This window comes from Petrotoga sp. Shatin.DS.tank11.9.2.9.3, from assembly GCF_003665005.1.
Lineage (GTDB): Bacteria > Thermotogota > Thermotogae > Petrotogales > Petrotogaceae > Petrotoga > Petrotoga mobilis.
The window spans coordinates 121742-136325 of the sequence record NZ_JGVT01000004.1; the positions used below are offsets into that span (position 1 = coordinate 121742).

Consider the following 14584-nt stretch of genomic DNA (forward strand, 5'->3'; position numbering starts at 1 on the left):
CTTAGTTTTTATGAGAAAAAATCCTGCCCTCATTGGTTTTATCATTTTGTTTGTAGTACTTTCAATTTTTACAGACAGTTTTTTTAATCTCTATAATATCGTTAATGTTATTAGACAAGTTTCAATAATGGCTATACTAGGTTTCGGAATGACACTTGTAATCATTTCGGGAGGAATAGATCTCTCTGTTGGTTCAACCTTTGCTTTTAGTGCTGTTGTTATGGCTTCCATAGTCAAAGATGGACGAGTCCTATTAGGAATAATTGTAGGTTTATTAATTGGCGCAGCGATAGGGGCATTTAACGGAATTGTTATCTCGAAAGGCAAGATCCAACCTTTCATTGTAACTTTGGCTACAATGGCTATAGGAAGGAGCTTAACCCTAGCATATACTGAAGGCATCCCTATCTCACTTTTTCCTGATAGTTTTAGGTTTTTAGGTAGAGGGGATATATTCGGTATACCTGTGCCCATTTTGATCATGTTAGGTATATTTTTTCTTTCCCTTTACATACTGAAAAAGACAAAGTTGGGATTGTACATATACGCAATTGGAGGAAATGAGGAAGCCACAAAACTCAGCGGAGTAAACGTTGATAGATATAAAACCATTGTTTACATGTTGAGTGGACTTTTTAGTGCGATTAGCGCCATAATCTTGACAGCAAGATTGAACAGTGCTCAAGCCACTTTTGGGCAAGGGTATGAACTTGATGCAATAGCAACAGTCGTTTTGGGGGGAGCAAGTTTAGCTGGAGGAAAAGGTGGAGTATTAGGAACGTTGTTTGGTGCCCTTCTTCTGGGAACAATTAACAACGGAATGAACTTGATGAATATTTCCCCATTTTATCAAGATCTAGTTAAAGGAGTCATAATACTGTTAGCTGTTCTTTCAGAAAAAGAGGAATAAAAACATTTTTCGACAGGCGAAGGGATAATGCTTCCCCTTGCCTTTTGGGTGGGGAGCGGGGGAAGGGCGCTGACAAAAACATATCAAAGGAGGTAGAGAAAGATGAGAAAGGTATTAGTATTTGTATTGTTAGTGTTGTTTGTTTCAACGTTTAGTTTTGGAGTAAAGATAGGTTTATCGGTTTCAACATTAAACAACCCATTTTTTGTAGACTTAGCAAACGGTGCAGAAGATAAAGCAAATGAATTAGGGGTAGAACTGTTGGTAGTTGATGCCCGAGACGATCCAGCAAAGCAACTAAACGATATTGAAGATCTAATATTACAGAGAGTCGACATGATTTTAGTAAATCCTACTGACAGTGACGCTATTGTATCAGCTATTGAAGAAGCAAACGATGCTAAAATTCCAGTAATAACTGTGGATAGAAGTGCAAATGGTGGAAAAGTTCTTCTCCATATAGCTTCAGACAACGTTGCCGGAGGAAGGATGGCAGGTAGCTTCATTGCTGAACAATTAGGAGGAAAAGGGAAAGTCATAGAATTGGTCGGAGTTCCTGGAACTTCTTCCGCAAGAGAAAGAGGCCAAGGTTTCAACGAAGAAATATCAAAATATCCTGGTATTGAAGTCGTAGCCCGACAAACTGCAAACTACAACAGAGCTGAAGGGCTAACTGTTATGGAAAACTTACTTCAAGCTTATCCAGATGTAGACGCCGTTTTTGCACATAACGATGAAATGGCTTTAGGTGCCTTGGAAGCAATAAAGGCTGCTGGAAAGTTACAAGATATAATCGTTGTGGGGTTTGATGCCACTCCCGATGCATTAGCTTCTGTTGAAAAAGGTGAACTTAGTGCAACCATAGCTCAACAACCTTACACAATGGGAGAAATGGCAGTTGAAAAAGCTTATGAATATTTGAGTACAGAGACAATTTACTTCCCCGTTCCACTTCAATTGGTAACAAAATAACTCAAAAAGGGGCTTTATGCCCCTTTTAATGAAACTATTCAAAGGAGAGATAACCTCATGATCGCTGTAATTGGTAGTAGTAACATGGATATAGTATTCAACGTTGAACATTTTACACTTCCAGGAGAAACCCAAAAAGCCCTTTCGTTAGACTTTTATTTTGGCGGAAAAGGAGCGAATCAAGCTGTTGCAACCGCTAAGTTATCTGAAAAACCTGTTTACTTTTGTAGCTGCTTAGGTGATGATGAATATGGGAATCAAATTTCTCAAAACTTTAAAAAGTATAAAATAGAAGGTTATTACGTGCAAAAGAATGAAAAAACAGGTAGGGCTTATATAGAGGTTGATAAAAGTGGAGAGAATAGAATAATTATTTTTTCAGGAGCCAACGATAAGGTGGATAAGGAGAAAATAGATAAGTTTTTTGATAAATATGGTGATGAAATAGATATTTGCTTATTACAGAATGAAATTCCCATGCAAAGCGTTGAGTATGCTATTTCTAAGTTAAAAGAAAAAGGAATAACTATTATTTACGATCCTGCCCCTGTTGGAAGTACAAATATAGAAAGTTTAAGCGATATAGATTTTTTAACTCCCAACAGTAAAGAGTTTATGTTCCTTTGTGAAAAAGAAAGAGAAACAGCCTCACGGCAGATAAGGATAGATTTCAACGAAAGCAACCTCGATAAATCAATGCTTGAATTTAAAAGGATTAGTAAGGTAAAAAATTTGATTGTGAAGATGGGAGATAAAGGTGTTATATACATTGATGAAGATGAAAACTTAGGCAAAATCGAGCCCCTAAAAGTAAACGCAGTTGATAGTACCGGTGCAGGAGACATCTTTAATGGAGCCTTTGCCGTGGCATTTTCAGAAACAAAGGATTTGCAGAAAAGCCTTAACTTTGCCAATACCGCTGCCGCAATTTCTGTTGAAAGAAAAGGAGCCCAGTCTTCAATCCCTAAAAGAGAAGTAGTATTAAAGCGTTTGTCATGAATTATTACTGTACAACTGATGTAAAATGCCGTTTTTCCTCAAAGGAACGAATAATTTATACATAAAAATCAGTGCAGCCGTATAGAACACTGAGCTAATTAAGAACAAATAAGTATAACCATTGGGTAATACACTTACGATTCCGAATATGAAAGCAGCCAAAGATCTTGTCAAAAAATTGGCAGCATTCCTCAGGCTATATATCGATGTGACTCTGTTCTTTGGTAGTGCACTCAAAACAGAGGATGTTTCCACAGGGTTGGTCATATTCATAAAAGTGAATCTCAAAGCGTAAATACCAATAAAAATAAAAGGATTTCGGATAAAACCCAAACTTATAATCAACGGAATAACTATCCCATTTAAAATGAACGTATATTTAAAAGGGCCAAATCTTTTGCCAAGTACTGGTGAAAGGGCAGAGCCAGCAGCGGCCCCAAATTGTGCAATTGATAGAGATATACCTATCAAAGAAGGGGACATGTTGAATAAATCTTTGTATATAATATTTCCAAAATTAACAAACAATCCCGCTCCAAAGGATATCGCCGCTGTTCTTAAAAGATAGTACTTCAAAATGTATTTTTCTTCTTTGTTGTATTGGGAAAAGTCTAAAACTTTTTTAAGGGTAACTCTTTTATCTCTAACGCTTTCGGGTAATTTTCTTAATAATATGGGTGATATGGCATAACATACGCCTGTTATGTAAAGAGTCAACCTTAAGCCCAAATATTCACCCATAAAGCCGCCTATGAAGTTCCCTAAAACACCACTAGCCATAAAAATAGCAAAATTGTATCCAAAAGCAGCTCCTCGGGTTGAACTATCGGTAACATCCATCAGATAAGAATCCAAGAGTAATCTCCTAGAAGTCATGAACCCACCGTTCAAGAATCCAAGGACTAATAAAATATTTTTATATGGAAAAGTGCTTCTTATCAACAACAAAATGCCAAAACTTATGGAAGATATAATGATCATTTTTTTCTTTCCTGTCCTATCCCCAAGGATCCCTATTAAAATCCCTATGATAGCAGCACCCAGCATCTCAAAAGAAGTCATTCGACCAATGAACTGATTTGTATACCCCAAATCTCTTAAAAATAAATTAAAAACAACCCTATAAATTGCCCAAAAAGAGCTGCTTATGGAGGAAAAAATAAGCAAATTAATAACCTTTTGTGTCAGTTTACTCACCTCAATATAGTTAGCTTGTCTAACTATATTGTACCACCATAATTTAGAATCTTTTTGGAATTTACATTAAATTTCTTTTAAAAGCAAGATATGTTGCTATCTGCTCTTGGTTCGGTGCCTCCTATCAGTACACCATCGTCCGTTCTATATATAAATTGCCCTCTTCCAAAATTAGAAGAATTTAATGAAACCTCTATTTGATGGCCTTTGTCTATTAAAGACTCTAGAATATACATTGGAAACTCCTTTTCTACCATAATTTCCTTGCCTTTTATCCATTGCCATCTTGGAGCATCCAAAGCCGCTTGAGGATTCAAATGAAAATCAATAAAATTATTAAGAAATTGTAGATGACCTTGTGGTTGCATGTACCCTCCCATAACTCCAAAAGGTCCTATTGCTTTGTTCTCTTTGGTTATAAATCCGGGTATAATGGTATGGTATGGCCTTTTTAATGGTTTTAAACAGTTGTGATCCTCTTCATTCAAAGAAAAACTTGTTCCTCGGTTTTGAAGGCTTATACCAGTATTTGGAACTACTATTCCAGAACCAAATCCCATATAGTTACTTTGAATGAAAGAAACCATATTTCCGTCTTTATCCGCGGTTGCAAAGTAAACCGTTCCTCCGGAATATGGATCTCCAGCCTCTGGTAATAGTGCATATTCACCTATAAGATTTCTTCGCTTTTTTGCATATTCTTCTGATAAAAGCGATTCTACTGATACTTTCATCTCTTCTATATCAGTAATATATTTCAATCCTTCGCTAAAAGCTAACTTTAAGGCTTCTATTTGCTTATGGTAACTTTCTGGATCTTCTTTACATCTCATTTCAAAGCCTTTTAGTATGTTCAAAGCCATCAAAACAATTATACCTTGTCCATTTGGTGGTAATTCCCATACGTCAAATCCCCTGTAATTTACACTAAGTGGTTCTACCCATATAGGTTCAAAACTTTCTAAATCTTCTTGGCAAAAGTAGCCCCCCGTCTTTTTTGAAAATGTAACCATCCTTTCTGCCAACTCTCCAGAATAAAAACTTTTTGCTTTTGTCTCAGCAATTAATTTTAGAGTCTCGGCGTGATAAGTTGATTCCCAAATTTCTCCAACATCAGGTGCCTTCCCATTCGGGGCAAATACTTCAAACCATGTTTTAAAAATTTCTCCCTTAAACTCTTTTTTATACCTTTTAAAAGCGCTCTGCCATGATTTTGCTGTCACAGGCGAAACAGGGAAACCTTCACTTGCATATTTTATGGATGGTTCTAATAAATCTTCAAAAGGAAGGACACCAAATCTATCAGACAAAGTTGCCCAAGCAGCCGGAGCGCCTGGAACAGTTACTGATTCCCAACCAAACGGAGGTATTTTTTCAAACCCTTTTTCTTTCATTAGTTCCAAGGTGAGATTTTTTGGAGCGTATCCGCTGGAATTCAATCCATATAGTTTACCGTCTTTGTAAAGTATAGCGAAGGCATCGCTACCTATACCGTTGGAAGTAGGTTCCAAGACGGTCAAGCCTGCTGCCACTGCAACAGCCGCATCGAAGGCATTACCACCTTTTTTTAAAATATCTATACCTATCTCAGAAGCTAATGGGTTTGTTGTTGTTACCATTCCGTTTTTCGCATAAATGGGGATCCTTCTTGATGGATAAGCAAATTTTAATGGATCAAACATCTGAACTACCCCTTTCTTTTAATCTAATTTTAAGGAACGTAGTCTATTATACCATTGAAAGCAAACAAATTAAAGGGGCGTAGATACAGATTTTTTATGACGATATAACGGGTTAATTTCAGGAGGTGAAGTAATTATGATAAAAGCTACGAAATTCACTAGCATTCTATTAATTTTTCTATTGTTTATATTTTCGTCTTTCGCAAGTAATACGTCTTACAGTAGATTTACCGATTTGGATAATTTGTCTTTAGTTTCTTCTACACACGGTAATCTCAATTTAATGGAATTGATTGGCGAGATGGAAGTGGATCAAAATGAAAAACCCAAGGTTACCATAGGGGTCTATCATTTAGCTTCTACTGATGATTACACTATAAAAATTAAAGAATTGAATGATTTAAACTATAATCAAGATTACAGTTCGACTTTTAATTCGATGGCAAGTACATCCCATAACCGATCTAAAAATATTTCTGACAAATTTATCAAATCAGATCCAAACGTCAAAAATAAAAATTATAAAAACGATTACTCTTATAAAAATGATTTAACAAATAAGTTTGCTCAAAAAAACAGTAGATTAGATTACATACTTTCTCTTAATCTTTTAAAACAAAGTACGCCAGATTTCATCGAAATTCAACAAAATGTATTTATTTTTTCATAGAAATAAAAATTAAGTATGATACAATGAAAGTAGGATATTAGTTAGTTTTTATTGTCATAATTTCTACAAAATCTCAGAGAGGAGGGAACAAAGATGAAAAAGGTTTTCGCAACGTTGTTGGTAGGTATGTTGGCTGTATTTAGTTTCGCTGCGTTTGAAGTTACAGGTGGTTATGTAAATGCGTCGTTAGCGTCTACTGACACAGATATAACAGACGATGTAACAATGCATGGGGTTAGTGTTGGCGCAAACTATCTGTATGATGGATTGGGTGTAGAAGGTGGAGCTTTGTTAGTCGGCGGTTCTTTTGATTATTATTTTGAACAAGAGTTCGCCAATAATGATATTATTACCACCTCTGAAGCTACTTCTACGGTAGCTCAAATGAATTTGGGTGTCAACGCTGGTTACAGACAAAGTTTAAATGCTTTCTTCCCAGAGTTACCATTTGGAATGTATGTACAAGGCTTGTTTAACTTTTCCTTTGGATTAGGTGACGACAAGGTCATAGACAATACCCTAGGTTTCGGTGGTGGAGCTGGAGCAAACTTTGTAGTTCAGAACCTCGACATGAACGTAGGCGCAGATGTTTTATTTGAAAAGCCAACATTAGCTGAGGATTACAACGAAATTTATAAGAGTGAGTTCCAGTTGAGACCAAAATTCAAGGTTTACGCAGGCGTACAATTTTAATTTAAAAGTAAAAAAGTAAACAAAATAACTTAAAAACCTCCTGTATGAACTGACCCATGTCAAGTAGACACAAAAATTAATAAAAACTATATACAAATGGATGCTTGGTTTCTGAACTCTAAAGGAGCCAGGCATCCAAGTTTTTTCTGGTATCTTCTTTCGTTATAAAATTTAATGTATTCATGTATCGCATGTTCTAATTCTTCAAGTGATTTAAACTTCTTTCCATAAAACATCTCACTTTTGAGAATACCGAAAAATCCTTCCATAGGTCCATTATCTATACATTTACCAACACGTGACATACTTTGTGTCATTTCGGCTTCTTCGAGTTTAGTTTTAAATACTCTACTAGTATATTGAAATCCCCTGTCACTATGGAATATAGGTTTAGCATCTGGATATTTTTCTATTGCCTTCTCAAACATTTTGAATACAAGTCTGTTGTCATTTCTAAGTGATATTTCATATACCACTATATCGTTACTGTGTAGGTCCATTATCGGACTTAAATAAAGTTTCCTTGTATCTGTTGGTATAGAGAATTCAGTGACATCTGTCAACCACTTTTCATTCGGTTTTTCTGCCTTGAAGTCTCTTGATAGTATGTTTTCTTTTGTGTATTCTGGTGTGGCCCTTTTACGGTTCACTTTCTTTCTTCTTATCCTGGATTTTATTTCCATGAACTTCATAAGTCTGTGTATGTAACCTTCAGAATACTTCGTTTGGTTTAGTCTGTTTATGTACATAGTCATTCTTCTGTATCCAAGTATCCCGTCGTATGTCGCATGGTATTCTTGTATTAGGTTACATATCGTTTCATCTTGCTTTTCTTTTTCTGGTTTTACCCTGTTTTGGTGTTTGTAGTATGAACTTCTTGCTATTTGCAATACATCACATATCATTTTTACTGTATAACCTTTGTTTTTGTAGTAATACACCGTATTGTATTCGTTTCCTTGCTTTACTTTTGAGAGAGACTTTTTTGTTGGAATTCCTCTTTTTTTTTATGTACTTCTAATTCAAATGCAAGTCTCTTGTTTTTTTCCTTTTCTCTTTCTAATTCGAGTCTTAATCTTTCTACTTCTGTTAGCTCATCTTCATTTATCTGAGTTTTAGATTTAGGTCCACGTTTTCCGTATGTGAGTGAGTCAGAACCTTTTTCCAAATACGATCTTGTCCAGCTATATACCGAAGAGTATTTAATTCCATACTTTTCTGCAGCTTGTTTGTAGTTCATATCGTTGTTTATTATCCATTTAACTATTTCTATCCTTTCTTCGCATGTGGTTTTTCTTGACTTTATGGTATAGACATCTCCTTTCGGATAGTAATCTTTTAGTTCTATACCATTATAATACTTATTTATCCAATTTTTAATTATTGAATCACTTATATTGTATTTGGCACTTAAGCCTACCGATGAATATTTTCCATCTAAGTACTCTCTAACCACAGACATTTTGAATTCTTTACTGTATGATTTGTTCCTTTCTGTCGGTTCAAATACTTTCGCCCCATGTTTTTTGTATCTGTAATACCAACCACTAATAGTCTTCCTATCTAATCCTATTGATTTTGCTATGCTTTCAAAACTTCCTTTCCCTGCTATGTAATCTTCACATGCTTGTATTTTTATTTCTTTGCTGACTTTTCCTTTCCTTGACATAATTAAATACCTCCAAAGTAGTTTTGTAATTTTTATTAATTACCTGTCTACTTTGGAGGTATCATATCAGTACGGAGGTTTTTTATTTTAATTTTTTTCTCATCTCGATAGCAATTATTCTATACCCTGATTTTAAAAAGAGAGTTTCTAAAAACCTCAAAAATTTTGGTAAAGTAACAACTCTCTGTTTTTGAAAACCTTTCATCAAATTAATGTTTGTCTCGTCGAATCCAAGGTTTTTATACATATTATACGCAACTTTGTTATTCCCAAAAACATTCAATTCAAGAAATTTTACCTTTTCTTTTTTTAATATTTCTTCTAATTCTTTTATAGCGCTCTTTGCAAATCCCTTATTTTGATACTTAGGAAAAATCCTAATATCGTAGATAAACGCTTTTTTAAAACTGTAATTGACAAAAACCCAAATTCTTCCAACGTGTTCGTTGTTATCAGTTATAACATTATAGCCGTAGTTTTTTCCTTTTTTTATATCTTCGTTCCAGATGGTATCAATTTGATCCTCAGCTCTCACCAAGGCTTCTTGGTATGGAATCAACAAATTCTCAGCCAAAACTTTTGAATATTCTTCGTACATTTTCTTTTTGTATATTTCAAACTCTTCTTTGCTCATTAATTCGAGCTTCGTTACCGACACCTCCAAAAGATGTTATCTTTTCCCGCCCACCACCCTATAAGGAATTTACTAAAATTAACTACTTCAGGAATTATCTAAAAAGTATCTTTAGGAATTATCTAAAAAGTAACTTTAGGAATATAAAAAGTAGCTTAAGGAATTATTAAAAAAGTTTTTTAAGAGATTATGCAAAAAAGCTAAATAAGGGATTATGTAAAAAATTATTATCTTTTCCCGCCCGCCGCCCTATAAGGAATTACTTAAAATTAGTTGCTTCAGGAATCATGTAAAGAAGTGCTATCTTTTCCCACCCACCGCCCTATAAGGATTCATTTTAAAAATTCTAGTTAGGAATTTATTCCTAAAATGTCGAAGGCATTTTTAGTTATTTCGGAATATTTTTTGAATAAACTTAAATCCACTTCCTCTCTATTAGAACTTCCGTGATTATCGGTCGCTAAAAAATCCACCAAGTAATTATCAAAATAATATTTACCTTCTTGCGTCTTTAAACCTTCAAAATTGACTTGGAAGAGTACACCCATTTCTTTCATTCTTTGAATGATGTCTTTGCTTTCATATAACCATTTGTATCTTTCCACATGTACGAGAATAACTTCATAACCATCCAATTGTAAATTAAATATCGAATCGAGGGCATAAATAGGCATAGGTTGTGTTGGAAATTCTATCAAGATAAAGGAATTAAACGGAATAAAATCTTTGTAATCTGGAGTTAGATATAATTCAGAGGCAAGATAAGTCCTTAAACCAATTTCATTTTTTATTCTTTCTTTTACCTTTTGATAAACTTCTTTGATGATGGTTATATCTGTTTTAACAGAAGGATGGTTAACGTGTGGCGTAAAGATAACATCGGTAATGTCGTTCTCTCTATACCTTCTCAGTTCATTTAATGTTTCTTCAATAGTTTTTACGCCGTCATCAACTCCAGGTAATAAATGGCAATGAATGTCAATATACATTTGATTTTACCCCCTTTATGGCCCCTATGTTCTGGTTTTTCTTCTTCTCCTCTTTGTCTTACTTTTATCCCCATCGTCTGAGTAATAATAATAGTAGTAATAGTAATAATTAGAAGATTTTTCGTTTACATCATTTATAACAGTTCCAATGAGTTTTACCCCTGATGTTGTTATGTTTTCAATCGCGGCTTTTAAAGTTGGTTTCAAAGTTTGTCCATATCGAGTTACTAATACCAGTCCATCTGAATATCTGGATGCGATCATAGCATCAGGTGCAACCATTATTGGTGGAAGATCAATAATTACCTTATCGTAATACTCCTTGAGTTTATCGAGTAGATCTTTGAATTCATTTGAAGTTAATATAGTAGTGGGATTTGGAGGTAAAGTTCCAACAGGCAAAACATAAAAGTTATCGAGAGACGCAAATGGCTTCTTTATAGATTGTTCTATAGAAACTCCTCTCAATAAATGATTTATTAACCCAACATTCTTACTTTTTAAATTCAAAATCTTTTCAACTCTTGGTCTTCTCATATCAGCATCTATCAATAACGTTTTGTTACCGCTTTGGGCATAAGAAATAGCAACATTGGTAGCAGTCATTGTTTTACCCTCAGATGGTCCACTACTGGAAAAGGTAATAACATTAGGTTCTTTGGCGTTAGAAAAGTTTATATTTGTAGCCAACATCTTGTAAGCTTCAGAGACTGGGGAGACTGGATCTCTCAAAACTATTAATTCATCATTCGTTTCATTGTCTACATGTAAATGCGGTATTCTACCAAGAACAGGATACCCCTTAACGATCATCTTCAGTTCGTTTTCATCTTTAACCTTTTTATCCAGATACTCTATGAGAAAAACTACAAGTATACCTAAAAAGATACCTAAAACCCCTCCTATTGCAGCAGTCAGAGTTTTATTTGGTTTAACAGGATTTGAAGAAACAAAGGCGGGGTCTATTACATTTGCTGTTCCAATTACACCAGCTTCTGCAATCTTAGCCTCTTCTAACTTTTCCAAGAGAAGAACATAAAGATTTTCTTTTACTCTTACCTCTCTTTCATAATTCATAAGTCTTTGCTCCAATGCAGGTAATTGGTTCAATTGGGATTGATAGGTGTTTCTTAACGTTGTTAAAGATTGTATTGTGCCCTGAAGAACTTGTTGCCTGGCTTGTTCTTCTATCAATTGTGAATACAAGCTAGTATACATCGGATTAGCGGTCTTTACTTGGGAAGTTACAATAGTACTTATCTCATTTTTTAGCATCTCTTGGGCTTGGTTCAGTTCCTCCCTTAGTCTCAAAACTTCAGGATCAGATGGGGATTTAGTACCTTCCAAGCCTGCGAGCTGAACCTGTATATTTACTATTTGATTTCTTAAATTACTTACGACTGGGTTTATCGAGATTGTTTCAGATGAAATGATTTCCTGATCCATACTTTTTAAGGTGTCATTCAACGTTTGCAATCTTATCTTTGTTTCTTCCATTTGGATCTGATAAGTGTTTATCTGTTGATCGTAGGAGACCAGAAATTGTAATATTGATTTTGCCTCTTCATCTAACAAAAAAATATTGTTTTCCTCTTTAAAATTTCTAAGATCGTCTTGAGCAGCGTTCAAATCACTTTCAGCTAATGGAATTTGCTCTTCTATAAACCTTCTTCTTGCTGTGTACTCGTTTTGAGACAAACTTTTTAATAAATCGTTATATACAACTGCTAAATTATTAGCGATGCTTCTTGCAAGTTCCTTGTCTTCACTTTGAACCGATATCCGTACGATATTTGTATCGCTAACAGGTGAGACAGTGATCATTTCTTCCAGGGCACGAACGACACTGTTTCTTGTGACATCTTCCGGATTTTCAGATATCGCTTGAAAATATTCCATTAAGTTTAAATTGTCGATTACTTTTTCAAGGTTTCTTCTACTTTTTATCAATTCAATTTCTGTCGATATCTTTGATGAAGTTGACCCCATCTGTGTGCCAAAAATATCTGCAACCGAACTTTGTTTAGAGGAATCGATTTTCAAGGTTGTATTTGCTTCATAAATTGGAGTAGCGTTGAAAAGGTAGATTAAGGTAATTGCTACCGTTACAACTACGGTTAACAAAAACCACCAGGATCTTTTTTTGAATATCTTTAAAATATCCTCGAATGTTAATTCGTTTTCCATATTTAACCCCCTAGGGGAGCTTTAACGTTCTTCATGCAGGAATACTAAATTCTCCCATAAAATCATTATACCAAAATAAATGAAATTTCTTTAATCTTTAGTTGAACTTTTATTTTTTCACATAAACAACGGTGGGATCCTTTTCTTTTTTGAAAATCTCCTTTATATCTTCCAAGTTTGTTGTTTTTTCTTCTATAAATATAATAATCTTTTCTAAATCATCTCTGTATAGTATATAATCACCGTTGTTGAAATTGTCAAACATGATAAAAGCCTCGTTTGTATTTTTAAACTTCTCAAATTTTTCAAACTTTTCTTTGTAATCTTCGTTTTCCTTTGAAGTAAAATACTCTGTTTTATTAGGTTTTACGGTATTTAAGATGTTGTAAATTCTTTGAGATAGGTTCTGGGCAACTGAGAAATTTCCCAAAAATAGCAACCCGAACTTTTTAAAATCTTTTTTATAAACATAATTAACTATTTTCTCAGCATCGTTTGAATCATCTAAAATGATGTCAGGAACCCCAAATAAACTTTCAAATTCGTATAGATCTTTCACTGTTTTGTCGTTTGCTTCCTTCACAAAAACACCCAAAATTCCCAAGAATATTGCCAATACCCCTCCAATAGCTAAAGTGAGGGTAGTATTTGGTGATACAGGATTTTCTGGTATGTAGGCTGAGGTTATTACTTTGAATTTGTTATCGTATAGTGATGCCTTCATCCTTTCTTGCTCTAAGGCAGTTAGTAAAGTGTTATACCTTGTTTGAAGAATAGCCTGATCTTTTCTCAAAAGGAAATATTCGTACATAATAGGAGATCTTTTTGCAATTTCATCATCTATAACTTGAAGCATATTTTCATACACCTGCTTGGTCACATCGAATAGTTGTAGTTGTGTAATTATCCCTGTGTATTCGTTAAAAGTTTCCATATCGATCGATGCAAGAAAGTTTAAATCGTTGGAAAAAATCGCTTCAAGATTCTTTTTCAATTCATCTTCTAAAACCGTTATTTCCGCTTCCAAAGCTCCAATTCTCGGAGAACTAGGAGAATTTAACTTTAAAGTTTCTAATTCTATTCTGTCACTCACTAATTTAGATTTTATATCCTTAACAGGCGTATCTTTTTCTGTGTTTGTTAGTATAAACTCTTTAGTTTCTGGACTCAGTTTGAAAATATTATCTTCTATAGCTTGCTTTCTGATTTCTAATTGGTTTTTATCTGCTTCTAATTTTAGTATATTCATATAGGTTTCCGAATAATAACTAATTAAAGGGTCGCTTTCTTGCGATGTTCCCCCTGAAATATCGGAAATCTTATTTTTAGTTTGGAAATCTAAAACCTCTTTATTTATCTGATCATATTGCTGAGAAACATCTTCAAATAACGTTTCAACTTGATTCAAATAAGACTGTGAATCCTCAAAATAAAGGTTTTCTGCATAATCGGTGTAGTAAGAATACACAAGTGAGACAACCGAAGCAGCCATAGTTGGATCGGAACTTTGGTAACTTATTTCTATCATATTAGTATCTTGAACATTTTGTATATTTATACCTTCTTTTAGTGAATCAATGAGGTCTCTTTCTGTTACTTCTGTACCTCTCAATGTAGCAATTAGCCCTTTGTTTTCGTTTGCTTTTTCTACAAGGTTGAGCTCTTTTACAACGTTTGCTAACACCCAATCGGCTTTCATCCTTTCAATTTCGGTAGTTAAACCTGAATCAGAGGGTTGGCTGATTCCTAACAAGTTTGCTGCAGAAGACATAGACCCTAAAGAGACACTTGGTTGTGAAGAACTTGATTTGTACTCTATAACCTGCTTTGCTTCATACGTGGGAGTTGCAACGAAAAACAGATAAAACGCTGTTAAAAAGATAGTTAAGAGGAAAATAATTAGAAAAGTCCATTTTCTTCTTTTAAAAATTCTGAGTATGTCTGAAAAGGTTAGTTCTCTTTCTTCTTCCATTTCCATCCTC

General features: G+C 34.4%; 13 protein-coding genes. 5 read left to right on the plus strand and 8 right to left on the minus strand.

What is annotated here, in order from left to right; translation table 11 throughout:
• The first annotated feature begins 10 nt into the window (after positions 1 to 10).
• From BZ25_RS04690 to BZ25_RS04700, 3 genes are all read left to right on the plus strand, one after another.
• Positions 11 to 910, plus strand: a complete 900-nt coding sequence (locus BZ25_RS04690; protein WP_121515013.1) for an ABC transporter permease — start codon at positions 11 to 13, stop codon at positions 908 to 910.
• A gap of 102 nt (positions 911 to 1012) precedes the next feature.
• Entirely contained in the window at positions 1013 to 1882 is an 870-nt protein-coding gene (gene rbsB, locus BZ25_RS04695) for a ribose ABC transporter substrate-binding protein RbsB (RefSeq protein ID WP_121514963.1), read from the plus strand.
• Between the two features lie 57 nt (positions 1883 to 1939).
• Positions 1940 to 2881: a ribokinase gene (locus tag BZ25_RS04700; RefSeq protein ID WP_121514964.1), complete on the plus strand. Its 942-nt coding sequence runs from the start codon at positions 1940 to 1942 to the stop codon at positions 2879 to 2881.
• Here BZ25_RS04700 and BZ25_RS04705 read toward each other — a convergent pair.
• Positions 2876 to 4078 (minus strand): MFS transporter, encoded by a 1203-nt coding sequence (locus tag BZ25_RS04705; RefSeq protein ID WP_158584856.1) that lies wholly within the window; start codon positions 4076 to 4078, stop codon positions 2876 to 2878. The genes BZ25_RS04700 and BZ25_RS04705 overlap by 6 nt on opposite strands.
• A 77-nt stretch (positions 4079 to 4155) precedes the next feature.
• Positions 4156 to 5760, minus strand: a complete 1605-nt coding sequence (locus BZ25_RS04710; protein ID WP_121514966.1) for a gamma-glutamyltransferase family protein — start codon at positions 5758 to 5760, stop codon at positions 4156 to 4158.
• Between the two features lie 136 nt (positions 5761 to 5896).
• Between BZ25_RS04710 and BZ25_RS04715 the strand changes: the two genes are divergently transcribed.
• Both BZ25_RS04715 and BZ25_RS04720 read left to right on the plus strand, forming a co-directional pair.
• A complete protein-coding gene (locus tag BZ25_RS04715; protein WP_121514967.1) occupies positions 5897 to 6430 on the plus strand; it encodes a hypothetical protein in 534 nt (177 codons plus the stop codon).
• Between the two features lie 93 nt (positions 6431 to 6523).
• Positions 6524 to 7123, plus strand: a complete 600-nt coding sequence (locus tag BZ25_RS04720; RefSeq protein ID WP_121514968.1) for an outer membrane beta-barrel protein — start codon at positions 6524 to 6526, stop codon at positions 7121 to 7123.
• Positions 7124 to 7209: 86 nt separating this feature from the next.
• On the opposite strand, the gene BZ25_RS04725 is transcribed toward BZ25_RS04720, so the two are convergent.
• The 6 genes from BZ25_RS04725 to BZ25_RS04750 form a co-directional block, all read right to left on the minus strand.
• A complete protein-coding gene (locus BZ25_RS04725) occupies positions 7210 to 8064 on the minus strand; it encodes an IS3 family transposase (protein ID WP_121514969.1) in 855 nt (284 codons plus the stop codon).
• Positions 8065 to 8087: 23 nt separating this feature from the next.
• A complete protein-coding gene (locus tag BZ25_RS04730; RefSeq protein ID WP_121514970.1) occupies positions 8088 to 8792 on the minus strand; it encodes a helix-turn-helix domain-containing protein in 705 nt (234 codons plus the stop codon).
• An 82-nt stretch (positions 8793 to 8874) separates the two neighbouring features.
• Positions 8875 to 9426, minus strand: a complete 552-nt coding sequence (locus BZ25_RS04735; RefSeq protein ID WP_121514971.1) for a GNAT family N-acetyltransferase — start codon at positions 9424 to 9426, stop codon at positions 8875 to 8877.
• A gap of 350 nt (positions 9427 to 9776) precedes the next feature.
• On the minus strand, positions 9777 to 10415 hold the full coding sequence (locus BZ25_RS04740) for a tyrosine-protein phosphatase (protein ID WP_121514972.1): 639 nt from the start codon (positions 10413 to 10415) through the stop codon (positions 9777 to 9779).
• A 24-nt stretch (positions 10416 to 10439) separates the two neighbouring features.
• Positions 10440 to 12602: a polysaccharide biosynthesis tyrosine autokinase gene (locus BZ25_RS04745; RefSeq protein WP_121514973.1), complete on the minus strand. Its 2163-nt coding sequence runs from the start codon at positions 12600 to 12602 to the stop codon at positions 10440 to 10442.
• 109 nt (positions 12603 to 12711) lie between these two features.
• Positions 12712 to 14574 carry a GumC family protein gene (locus BZ25_RS04750; RefSeq protein WP_158584858.1) on the minus strand — a complete coding sequence of 621 codons (1863 nt, stop codon included), beginning with the start codon at positions 14572 to 14574 and terminating at the stop codon, positions 12712 to 12714.
• Positions 14575 to 14584 lie beyond the last annotated feature (10 nt).